Genomic DNA, 15,355 nt, shown 5'->3' with positions numbered 1-15,355 from the left:
GAAGCGGCGCGGACAGATATCCGCGCCGCTTCTTAGTTTTTGCAGGGATTCCTCCCAAACTCCCCCAGCTATCCGAGCGGGTCCAGTAATCCGAGGGCATACCGGAGCAGCAAGGAACCAGACAAAATGCGCTTAAGGGAAAGCCCCTAGCCCTCGGTGCTGCGGTACTCGTGGGCCGAGGCCACCACGCGCTTGAGCAGGGCCTGCAGGGTGTGCTTCTCGTCCTCCGTCAGCGGGCTGGTCACCGAAGCGTCCCAGCCCCGGATGATCTCCAGCACGTGCGGGTACACGTCCAGGGCCTTCTGCGTCGGGAAGACGGCGGCCGTGCGCTTGTCCTGCGGGTTGACCTCACGCCGGATGAAGCCGCGCTTCTCCAGATGGGCCAGGGCACGGGTGACGTTGCTCTTGTTGATGTGGATGATGTCCGGCAGCTTGTCCTGGGTCAGGCCGGGCTGGCGGCAGATGTTCAGGATGAAAAGATACTGGCTGCCGCTGAGACCGTACGAAGCAAGACGCTTGTTCAGGTACATGAGGTAATGCCGGTTGGCCAGCGCGATCCACTTATAGGTCAGTTCCACAACAGCTCCAGAAAAATGATGTAGGTCGCATACGTCGTTTTTTCATAGTCAGCCTTGCAGCGCCTTGCAAGGGCAAAAGCGCTCCGTCCGCCGGACAGGTTTTCTGCTTGACAAGGGAAAGCACCCGGACGTATATCGTTGCATACGCAACGGTATGGCGATATTTCGCCCAGGAATCCCTATGCCCACCCAACACAGATCCCGGCCCCGGACACAGGACCGCAGCACCGCCAGCACCGGCGAAGCCCTGCGCTCCATTTTCAACCGCAACTTCAATGTGGTCGCCTGCATCAACCTGCTGGTCATGACGGCCTACTACCTGATGTTCGTCACCAGCACGGCCTACGCGCGGGCCACCTACGGCGCCAGCCTCAGCAGCGCCGGGCTCACCGCGGGCATCATGGTCATCGGCTGCCTCATCGGCCGTTTCCTGACCGGCAACCTGCTTTCCCTGTGCGGCTGCCGTGCCATCCTTTTTGCCGGGCTGCTGCTCTATTCGGCCAGCATCGCGGCCTTTTTCTGGGTCCCCAACCTGGCCCTGCTCTTCGTGCAACGTCTGTGCATGGGCATGGGCGTGGGCATCATGGGCACGGCCACCGGTACCATCGTGGCCTATGTGGTGCCCCACCAGCATCACGGGCTGGGCATCAGCCTGTTCAGCATGAGCACGGCCTTCGCGCTGGCCCTGGGGCCCTTCCTGGGCATCCTCATCTCCCAGTATTTCAGCTACACCATCCTGGCACAGACCTGCCTGGGCATCGGCCTGACCTGCATCGCCATCTTCTTCGGCCTGCACGACCTGCCGGAGATGCGCCACCGCCACCGGCCCTTCCTTGAGCTCAACAGCTACATCGACCCGCGTGTGGTGCGTTTTTCGCTGGTGGCGCTCATCACCTGTCTGAGCTACGGCTGCATCCAGGCCTTCATGACCTCCTATGCGGCGGAACGCGGCCTGACCGGCGCGGCCAGCCTTTTCTTCCTGCTCTATGCCCTGGCCGCCCTGGTGACCCGGCCCCTGACCGGTCGCCTGTTCGACCTGCGCGGCGAGAACATCATCTTCTACCCGGCCCTGCTGCTGACGGCCCTTTCCCTGACCATGATGGCCCACGCCAGCAGCAGCTGGGTCCTGCTGGCCGCGGGGCTGATCCTGGGCATGGGCTTCGGCAACTTCCAGTCCGCCGGACAGGCGGTCTCGCTCTCGCTGGTGTCCAAGTCCCGCTTTGCCCAGGCCACCACGACCTTCTTCATCTTCTTCGACCTGGGCATCGGTCTGGGGCCCTACCTGTTCGGCTTCATGATCCCCGCCGCAGGCTATGACGGCATGTACCAAACCCTGGCCTTCGTGGTCCTCGGCGCGGTGCTGCTGTACTACGTCCTCCACGGCCGCCGCGTGGCAGCCGCATAGATATCTCCTTCCCCAGAGAGACGGCATTGTCATTCTCCCGGACGATGCCAAAACGCCGGGTCCCCCCCGGCGTTTCTGTTTTTTGGGCGACCACGTCGCCGCTGTGTCCTCTGCGGGCAAAGAAAGGATGCCGCCCCCTGTTGTGACGGCAGGGATGCGAGGCCGTCGAAAGGCCATGCGTCAGGCTGTTTGCCCTGTCCCGGCGCCCCCGGCCCGCACCCGGCGCAGATGCAGGAGCGGATACGGCTGCCCCGCCCCGTCCAGCGGGGAACGCCCCACCACCTCGAAGCCCCGGCGGGCATAAAATATCCGGGCCGCCGTGTTCTGTTCGTTGACGTCCAGCAGGATCTCGGGATGGCGGCTGCCGAAATCCTCCAGCAGGGCCGTACCGATGCCCCTGCCCCGCAGGCCCGGCTCCACGAAGAGCATCTCCACCCGTTGCTCCACGCTGCCCAGAAAGCCCGCCGGCAAGCGCCCCTGAAAGGGGCGGGGTACGGCTACCGTACCCGTCGGGAAATGGCCTTCTCCTGCCCCCGGCGCATGGTCGCTCCCGTCGCCTTCAGCGGGCGCGATCTCCAGCCAGGCCAGACGTACGCGCTCCATGGCCGGAAGATAGGCGCCCGGCAAAGCAGCCCCGATGGCCCGCAGATAGTCCTCCGCCACGAAGCCGTGCGTGGCCCGCACGTTGCGCCACCACAGGCACAGCAGATACGGCCAGTCCGCAGGACCGGCATCGCTGAAGGTCAGTCGTTCCATCCTCTATTCCTTGCAGGGACAGCACCCGCAGGAGCCTCAGGCCCGTACGCCGCAGGTGCCCCCGGATGCGTCCGCAGGCAGTGCCCGACGGCAGGCAAGGCGCATCCGGCCGGGCTTCTGACCGGGACAGCAGCGCCATCGTCTCCGGGCTCCAAGGCGCGATACGGCTGCCCATCGCAAGGGGGCGTCCGCAAGCGCCTCAGACCGTCCCGGTTCCGTCAGTAATTCATCTTCCACTGGACACCGGCGCTGGTGTTGTCCTGCTCCGTGCGGATGCCCGCCTTGCTGTGCGGGGTCAGTTCCAGTTCCATGATGACGGCGGTGCTGTCCGGCTCCAGGCCCTGTTCCACGCCGAGATAGATTTTCTCGCCGATGAACTTGCCCACTTCCAGGCTGCTTTCTTCATCCCCGCTTTCCTTGTCCGTGGCGGAATTGACGCGCAGTACGTCCACGCCCAGCACTGCACGGCCCAGATCCAGAACGCCCAGGCCGCCGGAGCCGAACCCGGCCAGACGTGCCACGGCGGCGGCCAGACGCAGGCTTTCGAAACGGCCCAGTTCGCTGGAGCCGCGACCGAACATGACCCGCGAGATGATCTCTTCCTGCGGCAGGGACGGCGTGCTGGTCAGTTCCAGCTTCATGCGCCGCACGGAGCCGCTGACGCGCACATCGGCCGTGATATCCGGTACTTCGTAGCGCAGGGTCACGTCCAGCAGGGGGTTGGAGACCGCCCCGCCGTTGAAGGAGATGGTGCTGGGCCGCAGGGTGAAGATCTTGGAGAGCAGGTCGAACTGCCCCCGCACCGAGCGCACGCTGCCGATGACCAGCGGATCGTTGAGGGCCCCGCGCACGCGCAGACCGGCCTGCCATTCGCTCTCCAGCCCGTGGCCGTTGACCGCGATATGCCCGGGCGCCCGGACGCTCACGTCCAGGGAACCGTGTCCTTCCTTCTTTTCCGTGACCGGTTCCGGGGCTTCGCTGGTGCCTTCCACGGGCAGGGTGGTCACGCTGCTGCCGGTAAGGCGGTTGAGATTGACCAGGGCCTCGTCGATGGTGATGTCCGCCGCCACCTGGGGCGCCATGAGCGTGCCCTTGACCGAGGCCGTGCCCGACAGGGTCGCCTGGATGTCCGCGCGCCGCAGGGGGCGCAGACGCTTCATGGCGGCATCCAGATCGAGCCTGCCGCCTTCGGGATGCAGACTGCCCGCGGCCGTCACCAGGCCGCCGCGCCCGTCGCTCATGGAGGCCTCCACACGCACGGGCTCCAGCTTCAGGCCCTTGCCGCTGCCCGCCGTCACCGAGGCCTTGATGTCCGTCAGCAGGATGCCCAGGGCCAGGTCCTCATACCGTCCGCCCGCGACCTCCAGCCGCCCCTTGGCCGTAGGCACGGCAAGGCTGCCGGCCAGAGCCAGATGCATGTCCAGCCGTCCGGTCACGCGGCGGTCGGCCACCGGCACCAGACGCCAGAGCGGGGCAAGGTCGCCCTGCCAGTCCAGACGCCCGGAAAGCGGGGCCGTCATGTCCGGCAGGGGCAGGCCGTTGGCGGAAAAATGCAGGGGCAGACGGACTTCCAGACCGGCCTGCTCCGCTCCCAGGGCCTGCCGGGTGGAGGGAGGCAGTTCCAGCCGTGTGTCCAGACGTCCTTTGCCGTTGTTGCCGCCCAGCTTGCCCGTCAGGGCCAGATCCAGCGGCGGCAGGGAGCTTTGCGGGACTTCCAGTCGCCGCACGTCCAGCCGGAAGGTCCCGGCAGGGGCCGCGGGACTGCCGTGCAGGCGGCTCTGGAAAGCCAGCGCGGCCGAAGGCAGGCCCGGCACCACCGCCCGCCACGGGGCAAGGTCCATACTGTCCAGCGTCAGGCGCACATCCATGGCCGCGGGCTTCAGGCTGGCCGTGGCCCGTACCCGCCCCGCAGGCGCGATGCGGGCATCCAGACCGCGCAGGGAAAGACCGTCCTTGTCCAGCACCAGGGCCGTCCCTGCCTGCAGGCGCAGGCCCACGCCCTGCTTGAGATGCAGGTCACACACGGGGATCTCCAGCCTGTCGCCCTGCCAGCGGAGGCGCAGCTTGGCCCGAATGTCTCCGGCGCAGGCCAGTTCCGCTTCCAGCGGGGTCGCCAGTTCGCCCTTCAGGCCCACGAGCACCCGCTCCAGCCGCAGACCGGCCGCATGGAGCTGGCGCACGTCCAGGCGCTGTTCCAGCTTTCCCCGGCCGAAAATATCGTCGATGCGCAGATGCTGGTGCAGCTCGCGCAGCAGCAGACGCTCGCCTCCCCTGTCGTGCAGGCGGAGGAAGCCCACGTCGGCATCCAGACTGAACCACTGTTGCCAGTCCTGGCTGCACAGGAAGGCCGGATCGGCCAGCCCGGCCACAGCCGCCAGCGGAAGTTCTTCGGCTTTGTCCGGGGCACACGGCAGACCGCCCGCACGCAGCATCAGACGGACAGGCCGGTCATCCTTCTTTTCCAGGCGCAGGCCCGGCGACCAGTAGTCCAGCACCCGGCCCAGCGCGGCCCAGTCTTCTATCTCGCCGTACAGCGAGGCCCACAGGCGCGGCCTTGTCCCGGGATTGGGGAACAGCTGTGCCAGCAGCCGCGCAGGGACAAAATCGCTGCCCACGATGGCCGGGGCCGGAGGGACGGGGGCTGCGGCGGCATCCGCAGCAGAGGCAGGAACAGGGGCCGCCGGAAGGGCCGTTGCGGGCTGTCCGGCCGCATCCACAGGAGCCGGGAGCGTCCCGGCCTCTCCCACCACAGGGAGCGGGGCCTGCTTTTCCGCCGAAGCAGAAGGAATGGCAGGCATCTCCTGCGGGGCATCGGGCAGCAGGGCCAGCAGGGCCCCATCCAGACGGGCACCGGCGCCGTGCAGCTCCAGCTGCGGCAGGCCCAGCAGCCAGGCCGCGCCGTCATGCCCGGCCCGCAGGCGTAGTTTCGTGGAAATATGGTCTTTTCCGGTGCGCACCTGCAGGGAGAGCGGCAGTTCCACCTTGCCTTTGGCAGCCAGCTGCGGCCACGGCAAAGCCTCTCCGCCTGCCAGCAGGGAGAGATCGTTGACGGCATGCCCGCCCAGATCCAGCGTGGCGCAGGCCAGTTCCAGACGGGGCTCGGGCGCACCGGGACTGCCCTTCACGCCGATGTCCAGACGCAGGGCGTCGCCCAGGGGCGCCAGCAGGGCCCGCGCCTGGGGCAGCAGGGCCGCCGCATCCGCAGCGGAAGACACGGCAAGCGAGCAATCCAGCGCCAGCGGCGAGGCCAGCACATCCGCAACGGTCGCAAGCTCCAGCGTCCCCTGACCGCGCAGCCGCACGGTCCCGGCATCCGCCTGCAGGGTCTCCAGCGCCAGCACGGGGCGCTCACCGGGCCGCAGGGCCAGTTCCACCCGCAGGGACGACGCCTGCCCGGGCGTCAAAAGCAGAGCCAGCGGCGCGGGCAGCCACCGTCCTGCCGCTTCCGTCAGGAGGGGGGCCGTATCCGTGTTTTTTTCCTGCGCAGGAACAAGACCGGCTTCTTGTGCCGGGGCCGCCGCCGGAGTCATCCCGGGCGCTGTCACACCGGATCCGGGAGCGGGCGCAGCGGCGGAAGGCGTCTCCTCAGTGGCCGGAGCAGCGGCTGCCGCTGCGGACGCCAGCTGCCACGAGGCCTGGAGACCGGCCCGGGCCGTGGTCCCGCTCAGGGAAAAATCAGCTTCGGCTGTCAGGCGCAGCGAGACCTCCAGCCCCTCACCGACGCGGAGGGCGCTTTCCACGGCGGCCACAGCCACGGATAGGGGCGGCGCCGGGAGGGCCCCGGGCGTCATCGCCTCTTGTGCAGGGGCAGGTGCAGCGACGGCAGGGACCGGGGGCGTCTGGCCATCCGCAGGCACACTCCCCGCTCCGGCCGAAGCAGCCGCGTCCTGCGCTGCCTGCCCGGAGGCATCCACCAGCGTGCCGGACGGACTGCCGTCCAGCACGGCCGAGCCCAGCCACAGGCCATCCAGCGCCACTTCACGCACATGCAGGGAAGGCAGCCAGCCCGGCAGGGAGGCCGTAATGTCCAGCGCGCTCCTCAGGGCCGTCTCCACCCCGGCCAGCGTCTCGGCCAGCGGCGGGGAGGGCTCGTCGGGGGAAGGAGGCAGCTGGGGCAGGCGATACAAAGAGGGGTGTTCCAAGCGCAGGTCGAGCGAGATGCCGGGCGGGAAGACGGACAGGCCCACGTCCACACGCGCCCGGGGCACATCCAGCCAGAGGCCCCCGGCATCACGCAGGCGCAGGGCGCATTCCATCTCCAGCGGCAGGGCCCCCTCCAGACGGATCAGCTCCAGGGAAAGGCCCTGTTCGGCCAGGGGCGGAGCCAGCAGGGCGTCGGCTTCCTGCCGCAGCCAGTCCTGTCCGCCGGGCGTACGCAGCCACCAGACCGCTCCGGCCCCGGCCAGCAACGTCAGGAGCACGAACAGCAGCAGGCACGGCAGGACACGGCGCCGGAAAAAGCTCCTGCGCACAGGCGCTGCCCCTTCCGAGGGAGCAGGGCCCGACGGACGGCCGTCAGGGACAACAGGGGGAGTTCCGGATTCGCTGGCCATCAGAAGCTCTGTCCTATGCTGATATAGAGTTGCAGGGGGGGATCACCGTCCACGGGATTGAGGGGCGTGGCCACGTCCAGACGCACCGGGCCGATGGGCGTGTAGTAGCGCAGGCCCAAGCCCGCGCCCCAGCGCATGTCGCCGAAGATCTGCGGCAGGGCGTCCTCGTAGACCATGCCGCCGTCCAGGAAGGGCACGATGCCGATCTCGTCGGTGATCTTGTAGCGGGCCTCAAGATTGACGATCTGGTAGGAACGGCCGCCGCTGGGGTCGCCCTTGTCGTTGCGCGGGCCGATGGCCTGATAGGAATAGCCGCGCACCGAACCGGCACCACCGGCGTAATAGCGCAGCGTGCTGGGCAGGTTGTTCATCTCGGCCCCGGCCATGCTGCCGCCGCGCACACGGGCCGCCAGCACGAGCTTGTCGTCGATGACGCCCTTGTTCGGACCCTTGCGGAAGGGCGCGTAGTAGAACATGCCTTCCACTTCCGTGCCCAGGGCCGTGAAGAAGCCGTCGTAATAGCCGAAGATGGGTTTGGAATTGATCTCCAGCACCGAGCCGCGCTTGGGATTGATCTTGTTGTTGCGGCTGTCGCGCACGATACGCAGATGCGGGCCCACGAAACTATAGGGCTCGTTGGTACGGTCGTTCTCGGTGAGGGTGCCGCTGTCGGAAGAGGCGCCCACCCCCACCCACCAGTAGGGGCTCAGGCGGCGCTCGATACCGGCGCCCACGCGCAGACCGCGCCGGTCGTAAGCATCGGTGAATTCCTGCAACAGGGAGGCTTCGCCCACCAGCTTCTGGTCGCGATCCAGAAAGGCCGGTTTTTCGAAGGACGCCTTCAGCCCCTGCTTTTCGGGCGTGATGGGCAGGGAGACCACCAGCTTTTCCCCGTTGCCGAAGAAGTTGCGGTGTTCCCACTCCCCTTCCACGCCGATACCGGAATCGGTCTCATAGCGGGCAGCGGCGCTGACCGAGCGCGGCGGGCCTTCACGCACCACCAGCTGCACGGGCAGGACCACCATGCCGTCCTTGCGCGGCGAAGGCACGTCCTTGATGTTGCGCTGGCGTACCATGCTGAACAGGCCCAGGCCGCGGAGCTCGTCCACATAGTCCTGCACCCGGCTCTCGTTCCAGGGCTCCGTCCCGGCCTTCCAGGGGGCGCGTTCGCGGATGTAGGTCGTGCTGACGTCCTTGTTGCCCTCCACCACGATCTCGCCCAGCAGGGCCGGAGGACCGGTATCCACCACGATCTCGGCATTGAGGGTCCGGGCCGCGCGGTCGAGGAAATAGCGCTGGCTGCTCACCTGGGCCAGCGGATAGCCACGGCGGCGCAGGCGTTCGGGCAATTTTTCCACGGCTTCCAGCATCTGGTCGGCCGTGACGGGTTCACCGGGGGTCACCCCGCGCAGGGTATCGGGAAAACGCGGGGGCGGGGTCGCTTCGCGGGCCTCGTCGCCCCACAGGGCCCCCAGACCGCTGTACGGCGCCCGCCGCTTGCCGTGCTTGAGGGCCGCGGGCACCACGGGGACAGGCTCATAACGCACCGAGGCCCGGCCCAGCACATAGCGGGGACCCGGCGTCAGATGCAGGCGCACCGTGACCGGTTTGGTCGTGCTGTCCATCTGGAAGGTCGCCGTACCGTCATAATAGCCCTGGGAATGCAGCAGCTTGACCGCCGTCTCCACATCGCCCCGGGCCCGGCGCTCCAGGGCCAGCAGGCTGTCCGGCGGGTCGGAGCGCAACTGCTCCAGCTGGCTCAGGTCCCGCATCTTGTCCGACAGGCCGCTGTTCCCCTTGGGGGCAGACGGCGCGGCTCCCGTCCCTTCACGGTGGGGGGCATCCGCCTGCGGGGCTGCCGGTCCGGCCTCGTCGCCCTCCTCCGGGCTGCCGCCCAGGGACACGCCCTCGGATTCCCCGTCAGGATCCGTGGCCGCGGCGCGTTTCTCGTCCGCCGTGGCGCGGCGCTCCCCGTCCACTTCGATGGACAGCTTGTAGGGGATGCGCTCGCCCTGAGCGGCGGGCATCTTGGTCCCGCCGTCATCACGTAGTTCTCCGGCGGCATCGCCGAACAACAGGCCGCAGCCCCCCAGCAAGAGGCAGGCCATGAGCAAAAAAGAAAAAAGGATATATGTTCGGCGCATAATAATCCCATAGCCGCAGAGAGACAGCTTGGCAAGACAAATCCCCTTTGTTACCATGAGCTTATTCAGTTCTTTTTTCAGGAGTCTCCCATGTCGTATGATCTCTGCCTCCATGTGGACGCCAATGATCCCGCTGTGCTGGCCTTTGCTTTCGTCAATGCCCGCAACTATATGAACGGCCTGCCCGGCAAGGAATTCGAGCTGGTGCTGGTGGCCAACGGCCCGGCCGTCAAACTGTTCGTGCCTGCCCAGGCCGAGCTGCAGAAGACCGCCGAGGAGCTCATGGCCCGCGGCCTCAAGCTGCGTCTGTGCAAGAACGCCCTGGATGCCAACAAGATGACCACCGCCGACCTCTGGCCCGGTTGCGAAGTGGTGCCCGCCGGCCTGGTGGAGATCGTGGAGCTGCAGAACAAGGGCTTCGCCTATATCAGACCGTAATCCCATGTTTGCCCGCTGCCCGCCGTGCTGACGGGCAGCGGGAAGCGCCCGGGGCGTGCCGCCCTGCCGCGGAGCTGGTCACGGGCGGCCTGCCCGGCAGAAAGACCTGCGGCGATGCCGGCCGCTTACGGGCAAACTTTCCGGCAGGAGAGGACTTTCCTCTTCTGCCTTTTCTTTTTTCCAGGCGCCAGGTCCGTCCCGGACATGCCTCCGGCGATCTGCAACAGGCGGTCCGCATCCAGGATCTCCAGCCTGTGCCGGGTGAACGCGCCCAGGATGCCCTGACGGCGCAGTCCGGTGACCAGCCGGGAAAAAGAGGCCGGATGCATCCCGATATGCAGGCCGCATTCTTTCTGGCCCATCCCGATGGAAAAACAGCCCTGACGGCCGCCCGTCAGCTGCACCAGCAGACGGCACAGACGTTCCAGCCCCGAAGATTCCTGCTGTTCGATGGCATAGGACAAAAAGAATTCCATCTTGTGCAGCACGGTGGTCAGCAGGTTCCTGGCCAGATCGGGGTAGCTGCGAAAAAAAGACGGATCCCGCAGCAGCCTGCTCTCAAAACGTACCGTGCGGACCTGCCCGCAACAGATGTAGCGCACATGGTTGTCTATCCCGGTGATGGCCGGGATGTCGTTGATCAGGCACAGGGGCCCGGCCTGGAACAGGGTCCATTCCTTGCCGGTACCGCTCAGGCTCACCATGTCGATGTTCCCTTCCAGCAACAGGTGGAAGAAGCGGCAGCCTTCCACACGCAGGGTCTCCTGATCTTCGTAGGTCTCCAGCTTCCCCAGCGGGATGACCGCCTCCCACGCCTGGTTGAGCCGCTCCAGCCAGAACTCCGCTTGCGTCCTCCTGTTCATGCCTCACCATCCCTCCAGGGGATCAACGTCCTCTCCTGACAGCTCAGTTCCCTCATGCGCGGGATGTCCAGCAGCCGGACGTTCCCGCCCCGTACCCTTTCCAGACAGCCGGAACCCTCCAGCCGGGCCAGCAGCCGCGATGCCGTTTCGGGCGTGATGCCTGCCAGCTCGGCCATATCCTTCTGGCGCAGCACGGGACAGTCCTTCGTATCGTGGATGTCCAGCAGGAGCGCACACAGGCGGGACAGGGCCGGGCCGAAGGTCACGGCATGGGCCCTGTACAGGAACAGCAGGTTGATCCCGGCCAGAGCCTGCACCACGTTCACATACAGCTCGGGATAGTCGCAGGCCAGACGGCGCTCGTACCATGCGGTGACGTCCCGTACCAGCAGGGTCACCGGCGTCATGTCCCTGACCACATAGCCATGCGAGGTCTGGCCGCCCTCCAGGCACTCCGTATTGACCAGGCAGCCCGGCCCCATCAGCAACAGCAGGCGCGGGGCCTGCCGGGCCATGCCGTAGACCCTGACATGCCCTTCCTCGAGGAAGATCAGTTCATGCGGGGCACCGACGATATCGACAGGAGAACGGGAGGAGGCCATCACCCTCCGGCGCTGCCCCCGGCGCATGAAATCTGCCCAGATCCTGTTCAGCCCCTGGACATAGACAGCGTGCATATGGATGTCGCGCCGCTTCATGGAACCTCCTGAGCGGAAAGAAGTTTTTTAAAAAACAAAAAACTTGATGGATGCTGTTTTTTTCATGTCCTGCCCGATTTAGAAAAAAATCACAAGCTGTGACATCCATCAGGAGGATTGCATATGACAAAACAGCATGTCTCTCGTCGGGCCTTTCTGGCAGGAAGCGCCGCGAGCATGGCGCTGGGTTCCCTCGCAGGGGTGGCCCATGCGGCGACCAAGCCCCAGGAACAATGGGACGAAGTCTTTGACGTCATCGTCATCGGCTCCGGTCTGGCCGGTATGTGTGCGGCTCTGGCGGCCAAGAAGAACGGCTGCAAGAAGGTCGTCGTCCTGGAAAAGATGAGCTATCTCGGCGGCAACTCGGCCATCGCCACCGGTGACTTCGGCGCCGTGAACTCCCAGCTGACCCGCAAGCAGGGGATCAAGGACACGCCCGAGGCCTTTGCCGAAGACATCAGCGCCGCCTGCGGCGGCCTGAACCATCCCGACCTGACGCTCACCGTGGCCCGCAACTCCGGCCGGGCCATCGACTTCCTCATCGAGAACGGCGCCAAGTTCAATCCCGAGATCATCATCCTCGGCGGACATTCCGCACCGCGCGTGCACCAAGGCGTCGAGAGCTTCGGTGCCAGCGTCATGGTCCCCATCTGGGACAGCTTCCGCAAAAAGTACAACGGCGAGATCCGCAGCCGCGTCAAGTTCGACAGCTTCATCCGGGATGAAAGCGGTGCCGTCACCGGCGTGAACGTGCGGGAACGCTACGACTTCATCAACGAGTCCAAGAACGAAGACATGGAAAACGCCGGCGGCCTCCCCAAGCGCTATGCGGCCCGCTACGGCGTCGTCCTGGCCACGGGCGGCTATTCCCGCGACCTGGCCTTCCGCATGGCCGAAGCGCCGCTGCAAAGCGAAGAGATGGCCACCCGCTGCCATATCGGCAATACGGCCGGTGCCCTGCGCGCGGCCCTGGCCATCGGTGCCCGCAGCGTGCATACGACCCTGGGCCGCTACGGCTTCTACATCGCTTCGGAAGACCTGCGCATGGGCATGGTCATCGACCCCAAGACCTGCAAGCGCTTCATCGACGAGAGCATGCCCCGTACGGACCTGGCCGTGAACATGCTGCTCTACATGCAGAAGCACCGCTGCATCCCCCTGGGCATCTACGACAAGAAGACCATGGACGCCTTCTTCGACCACAAGCGCCGCCAGCGCCTGCTCTTCTCCAATGCCCTGCGCCCCTATGACACACTGGAAGAACTGGCCGCCAAGGAACATCTGGACCTGAAGACCCTGAAGGCCACCCTGGACCGCTACAACAAGGACATCGCTGCCGGACGCGACAGCGAGTTCGGCAAGGACATCGCAGGCTCCCTGTCCGTGCCCCTGACGGAACCGCCGTTTGCGGCCTGCACCATCGAGCCCGACCTCTCCTACACGCAGGGCGGCGTGCTCATCAACACTAGGGCCGAAGCCATCAGCGCCCTGGACGACAAGCCCATCCCCGGCCTCTATGTGGCTGGCGAAGCCTCTGCCGGGGTGTTCGGCGTCACGCGCCTGACCGCCTGCTCCCTGCCCGACTGCGCCGCGTTCGGCATGATCGCCGGGGAAGAGATCGCCAAGCGGGCCCGCAACATCAAGGCCTAGTTACGGAGGAATCCATGAAGATACGCACGTTGAGCATGATCGCCGCCGCCCTTTTGCTGGCAAGCTCTGCCGCCTGGGCCGGGAGCTATGTGAGCCACAAAAGCATGCACCAGGACCTGGCCTGCGTGGACTGCCACCAGGAAGAAGTGGGCCGCACGCCGCCGCCCAGCGAAGCCTGCCTGAACTGCCATGGTCCCATGCAGGATCTCATCAAGAAAACGGAAGGGTTCAAGCGTAACCCGCACTATACGCCGCACTGGGGCGATACGGTGCCCTGCTACACCTGCCACAAGGAGCACAAGAAGTCAGAGCTGCTCTGTGCCAACAGCTACTGCCATGTGAAGAACTTCGAAGGGGTCACGCTCAAGTAGACCGGTCCCGGGGGAAAGCCGCCTGCCAGCGGCCTTCCCTCGGGAGACCGGGAGCAACAGCCGCAGCCGGGGGGACGTACGGGGGGGGACCGTACGGCCGTGCTGCGCTGTTCGTGAGGTCTGCGGTAGCCTCAGGCTCCGCTAGCACACCGATAATGACTGCCGCAGGCCTCCTTGGCAAGAGTTCCGGCAAAAAGAGCATGGCCTGCCAGGCATGCCGCCATTGCCCTTGCCTGCTCGCGAGAGCCGCTCCTTCGATCTTCCCCATGCATAGCACCGTAGACGGCAGCGCATGAAAGCCTTTTTCGTGCGCATCTTGCCGCTTGTCCAGGTAAAATTATAACATACTGTTTTTATTAAATAAAAAATAAGACACTCACGAGTGTCCGAAGACAAGGGAGAGGAAGGATGAAGAAGCTTGCCATTCTCTTTATCGCCGCCACCATGGCGCTGGCTGCCGCCGATGCCCAGGCCATCGACTTCAAGGCCAAAGGTATCTGGCAGGTGGGCATGGGCCTGTCGCAAAGGAACTTCGTCAAATCCGTCGGCGGGAACAAGACCGACAGCAATGATGTCATGAACAGCCGTTCCCGCATCCGCTTCCAGATGGATGCTGTCGCCTCGGAGAGCCTGTCCGGCAGCGTGCATTTCGAGATCGGCCATATCCAGTGGGGCCAGCAGGCCGGCGGCGGCGCCCTGGGGGCCGACAGCACCTCGGCCATCAAGGTCCGCATGGCCTTCATGGACTGGCAGGTGCCCGACACCAGCCTGAAGGTCCGCATGGGCCTGCAGAACCTGACCCTGCCCACCAAGGCAGGCAACTCGTCCGTCGCGGGCAACCTGGATGTGGCCGGGATCGTGGCCTCCTGGCAGTTCTCGGAAACCGTGGGGCTTTCGGCCCTCTGGCTGCGCCCCTTCAACGACAACTACAGCGCCGAGGGCAATACCAACTATCTCGACAACATGGACATCTGGGGCCTGACCCTGCCCGTGCGTCTTGAAGGTTTCGAGATGACCCCCTGGGTGCTGTACGGCATCCGCGGCAAGAACACCTTCAACGGCACCCAGATCTGGAACGACGGCAACCCCATGACCAGCATGGGGGCCTATCCCTTCGGCATGACCGCCGCCGGGGCCCGCGGCTTTACGGACCTCGATACCGACAAGATGTACGGCAGCCTGTTCTGGGCCGGTCTGCCCGTGGCCATCACGGCCTTCGATCCCTGGAACATAGAGTTCGAGCTCAACTACGGCTATGTGGAAGGCATGGGCCGCTACGATGCCCTGGAACGCGGCGTGGACCCGGTACGCGGCAGCACACAGCGGCAGGGCTGGCTGGCCAAGGCCCTTGTGGAATACAAGACGGACTGGGGCAGGCCCGGCATCTTCGGCTGGTACGGCAGCGGTGACGACGGCGACATCAAGAACGGTTCCGAGCGTCTGCCCAGTCTGCGCGCCAACGGCATGTTCTCGTCCGTAATGGGCGACGACGTCCATTACGGCGGCAGCCTGCAGGACCAGAAGATGACCTATGCCGGTACCTGGGGCCTGGGGCTCCAAGTGGCGGACGTCAGCTTCATGGAAGACCTCAAGCATACCTTCCGCGTCCTCTACTGGGGCGGGACCAACAGCCCATCCATGGTCAAATACGCCACCACCCGCACGGACTGGAACTACACCAACGATTACGAAGGGATCTATCTGACCACCAATGACGGGCTGCTGGAGTTCAACATCAACAGCGTCTACCAGGTCTACGACAACTTCAGCATCGGCCTCTGGCTGGGCGACATCGCCAACCTGATGGACTCCGGTACCTGGCAGGACGGCCACGCCTACCTTGGGGACAGCTACAGCAAGCAGGACATCTGGAACGTCGACCTGACCTTTGCCTATACC

At 65.7% G+C, this 15,355-nt stretch carries 11 protein-coding genes; 5 read left to right on the top strand and 6 right to left on the bottom strand.

Annotated features, from left to right (window positions below; all coding sequences use genetic code 11):
* Nucleotides 1-146: 146 nt before the first annotated feature.
* On the bottom strand, nt 147-578 hold the full coding sequence (locus ACQRCJ_RS10445) for a MarR family winged helix-turn-helix transcriptional regulator (protein ID WP_006007772.1): 432 nt from the start codon (nt 576-578) through the stop codon (nt 147-149).
* 181 nt (nt 579-759) lie between these two features.
* Here ACQRCJ_RS10445 and ACQRCJ_RS10440 point away from each other — a divergent pair, with 181 nt between their 5' ends.
* Nucleotides 760-1,983, top strand: coding sequence for an MFS transporter (locus ACQRCJ_RS10440; protein WP_239463862.1), 1,224 nt, complete (start codon nt 760-762; stop codon nt 1,981-1,983).
* Nucleotides 1,984-2,163: 180 nt separating this feature from the next.
* Here the strand turns inward: ACQRCJ_RS10440 and ACQRCJ_RS10435 are convergent, their stop codons facing one another.
* The 3 genes from ACQRCJ_RS10435 to ACQRCJ_RS10425 form a co-directional block, all read right to left on the bottom strand.
* Entirely contained in the window at nt 2,164-2,739 is a 576-nt protein-coding gene (locus ACQRCJ_RS10435; RefSeq protein ID WP_427799761.1) for a GNAT family N-acetyltransferase, read from the bottom strand.
* Nucleotides 2,740-2,957: 218 nt separating this feature from the next.
* The gene (locus ACQRCJ_RS10430; RefSeq protein ID WP_427799760.1) at nt 2,958-7,211 is read right to left on the bottom strand and encodes a translocation/assembly module TamB domain-containing protein; all 4,254 of its coding nucleotides are present in this window, start codon (nt 7,209-7,211) and stop codon (nt 2,958-2,960) included.
* An 80-nt stretch (nt 7,212-7,291) separates the two neighbouring features.
* A complete protein-coding gene (locus ACQRCJ_RS10425; RefSeq protein ID WP_239463861.1) occupies nt 7,292-9,436 on the bottom strand; it encodes an autotransporter assembly complex protein TamA in 2,145 nt (714 codons plus the stop codon).
* 90 nt (nt 9,437-9,526) lie between these two features.
* Here ACQRCJ_RS10425 and ACQRCJ_RS10420 point away from each other — a divergent pair, with 90 nt between their 5' ends.
* Nucleotides 9,527-9,874 carry a DsrE family protein gene (locus ACQRCJ_RS10420; protein ID WP_427799759.1) on the top strand — a complete coding sequence of 116 codons (348 nt, stop codon included), beginning with the start codon at nt 9,527-9,529 and terminating at the stop codon, nt 9,872-9,874.
* Nucleotides 9,875-9,999: 125 nt separating this feature from the next.
* On the opposite strand, the gene ACQRCJ_RS10415 is transcribed toward ACQRCJ_RS10420, so the two are convergent.
* Together ACQRCJ_RS10415 and ACQRCJ_RS10410 are read right to left on the bottom strand one after the other, a co-directional pair.
* On the bottom strand, nt 10,000-10,737 hold the full coding sequence (locus ACQRCJ_RS10415; protein ID WP_304043951.1) for a Crp/Fnr family transcriptional regulator: 738 nt from the start codon (nt 10,735-10,737) through the stop codon (nt 10,000-10,002).
* A complete protein-coding gene (locus ACQRCJ_RS10410; RefSeq protein ID WP_427799758.1) occupies nt 10,734-11,435 on the bottom strand; it encodes a Crp/Fnr family transcriptional regulator in 702 nt (233 codons plus the stop codon). Before ACQRCJ_RS10410 ends, ACQRCJ_RS10415 begins: the two co-directional genes overlap by 4 nt.
* A 123-nt stretch (nt 11,436-11,558) precedes the next feature.
* On the opposite strand from ACQRCJ_RS10410, the gene ACQRCJ_RS10405 reads away from it, so the two are divergent.
* The 3 genes from ACQRCJ_RS10405 to ACQRCJ_RS10395 all read left to right on the top strand — a co-directional run.
* On the top strand, nt 11,559-13,085 hold the full coding sequence (locus tag ACQRCJ_RS10405) for a flavocytochrome c (protein ID WP_337428879.1): 1,527 nt from the start codon (nt 11,559-11,561) through the stop codon (nt 13,083-13,085).
* 14 nt (nt 13,086-13,099) lie between these two features.
* On the top strand, nt 13,100-13,456 hold the full coding sequence (locus tag ACQRCJ_RS10400; protein ID WP_300645734.1) for a cytochrome c3 family protein: 357 nt from the start codon (nt 13,100-13,102) through the stop codon (nt 13,454-13,456).
* 408 nt (nt 13,457-13,864) lie between these two features.
* Nucleotides 13,865-15,355, top strand: a 1,491-nt coding sequence (locus ACQRCJ_RS10395) for an outer membrane homotrimeric porin (RefSeq protein ID WP_427799757.1), incomplete at its 3' end; no start/stop codon positions are given.

This window comes from Desulfovibrio sp. SGI.102, from assembly GCF_050314315.1.
Classification (GTDB): Bacteria; Desulfobacterota; Desulfovibrionia; order Desulfovibrionales; family Desulfovibrionaceae; genus Desulfovibrio.
The sequence above is the reverse complement of the archived record's forward strand: the minus strand, read 5'-3'. Positions and strand labels throughout refer to the sequence as shown.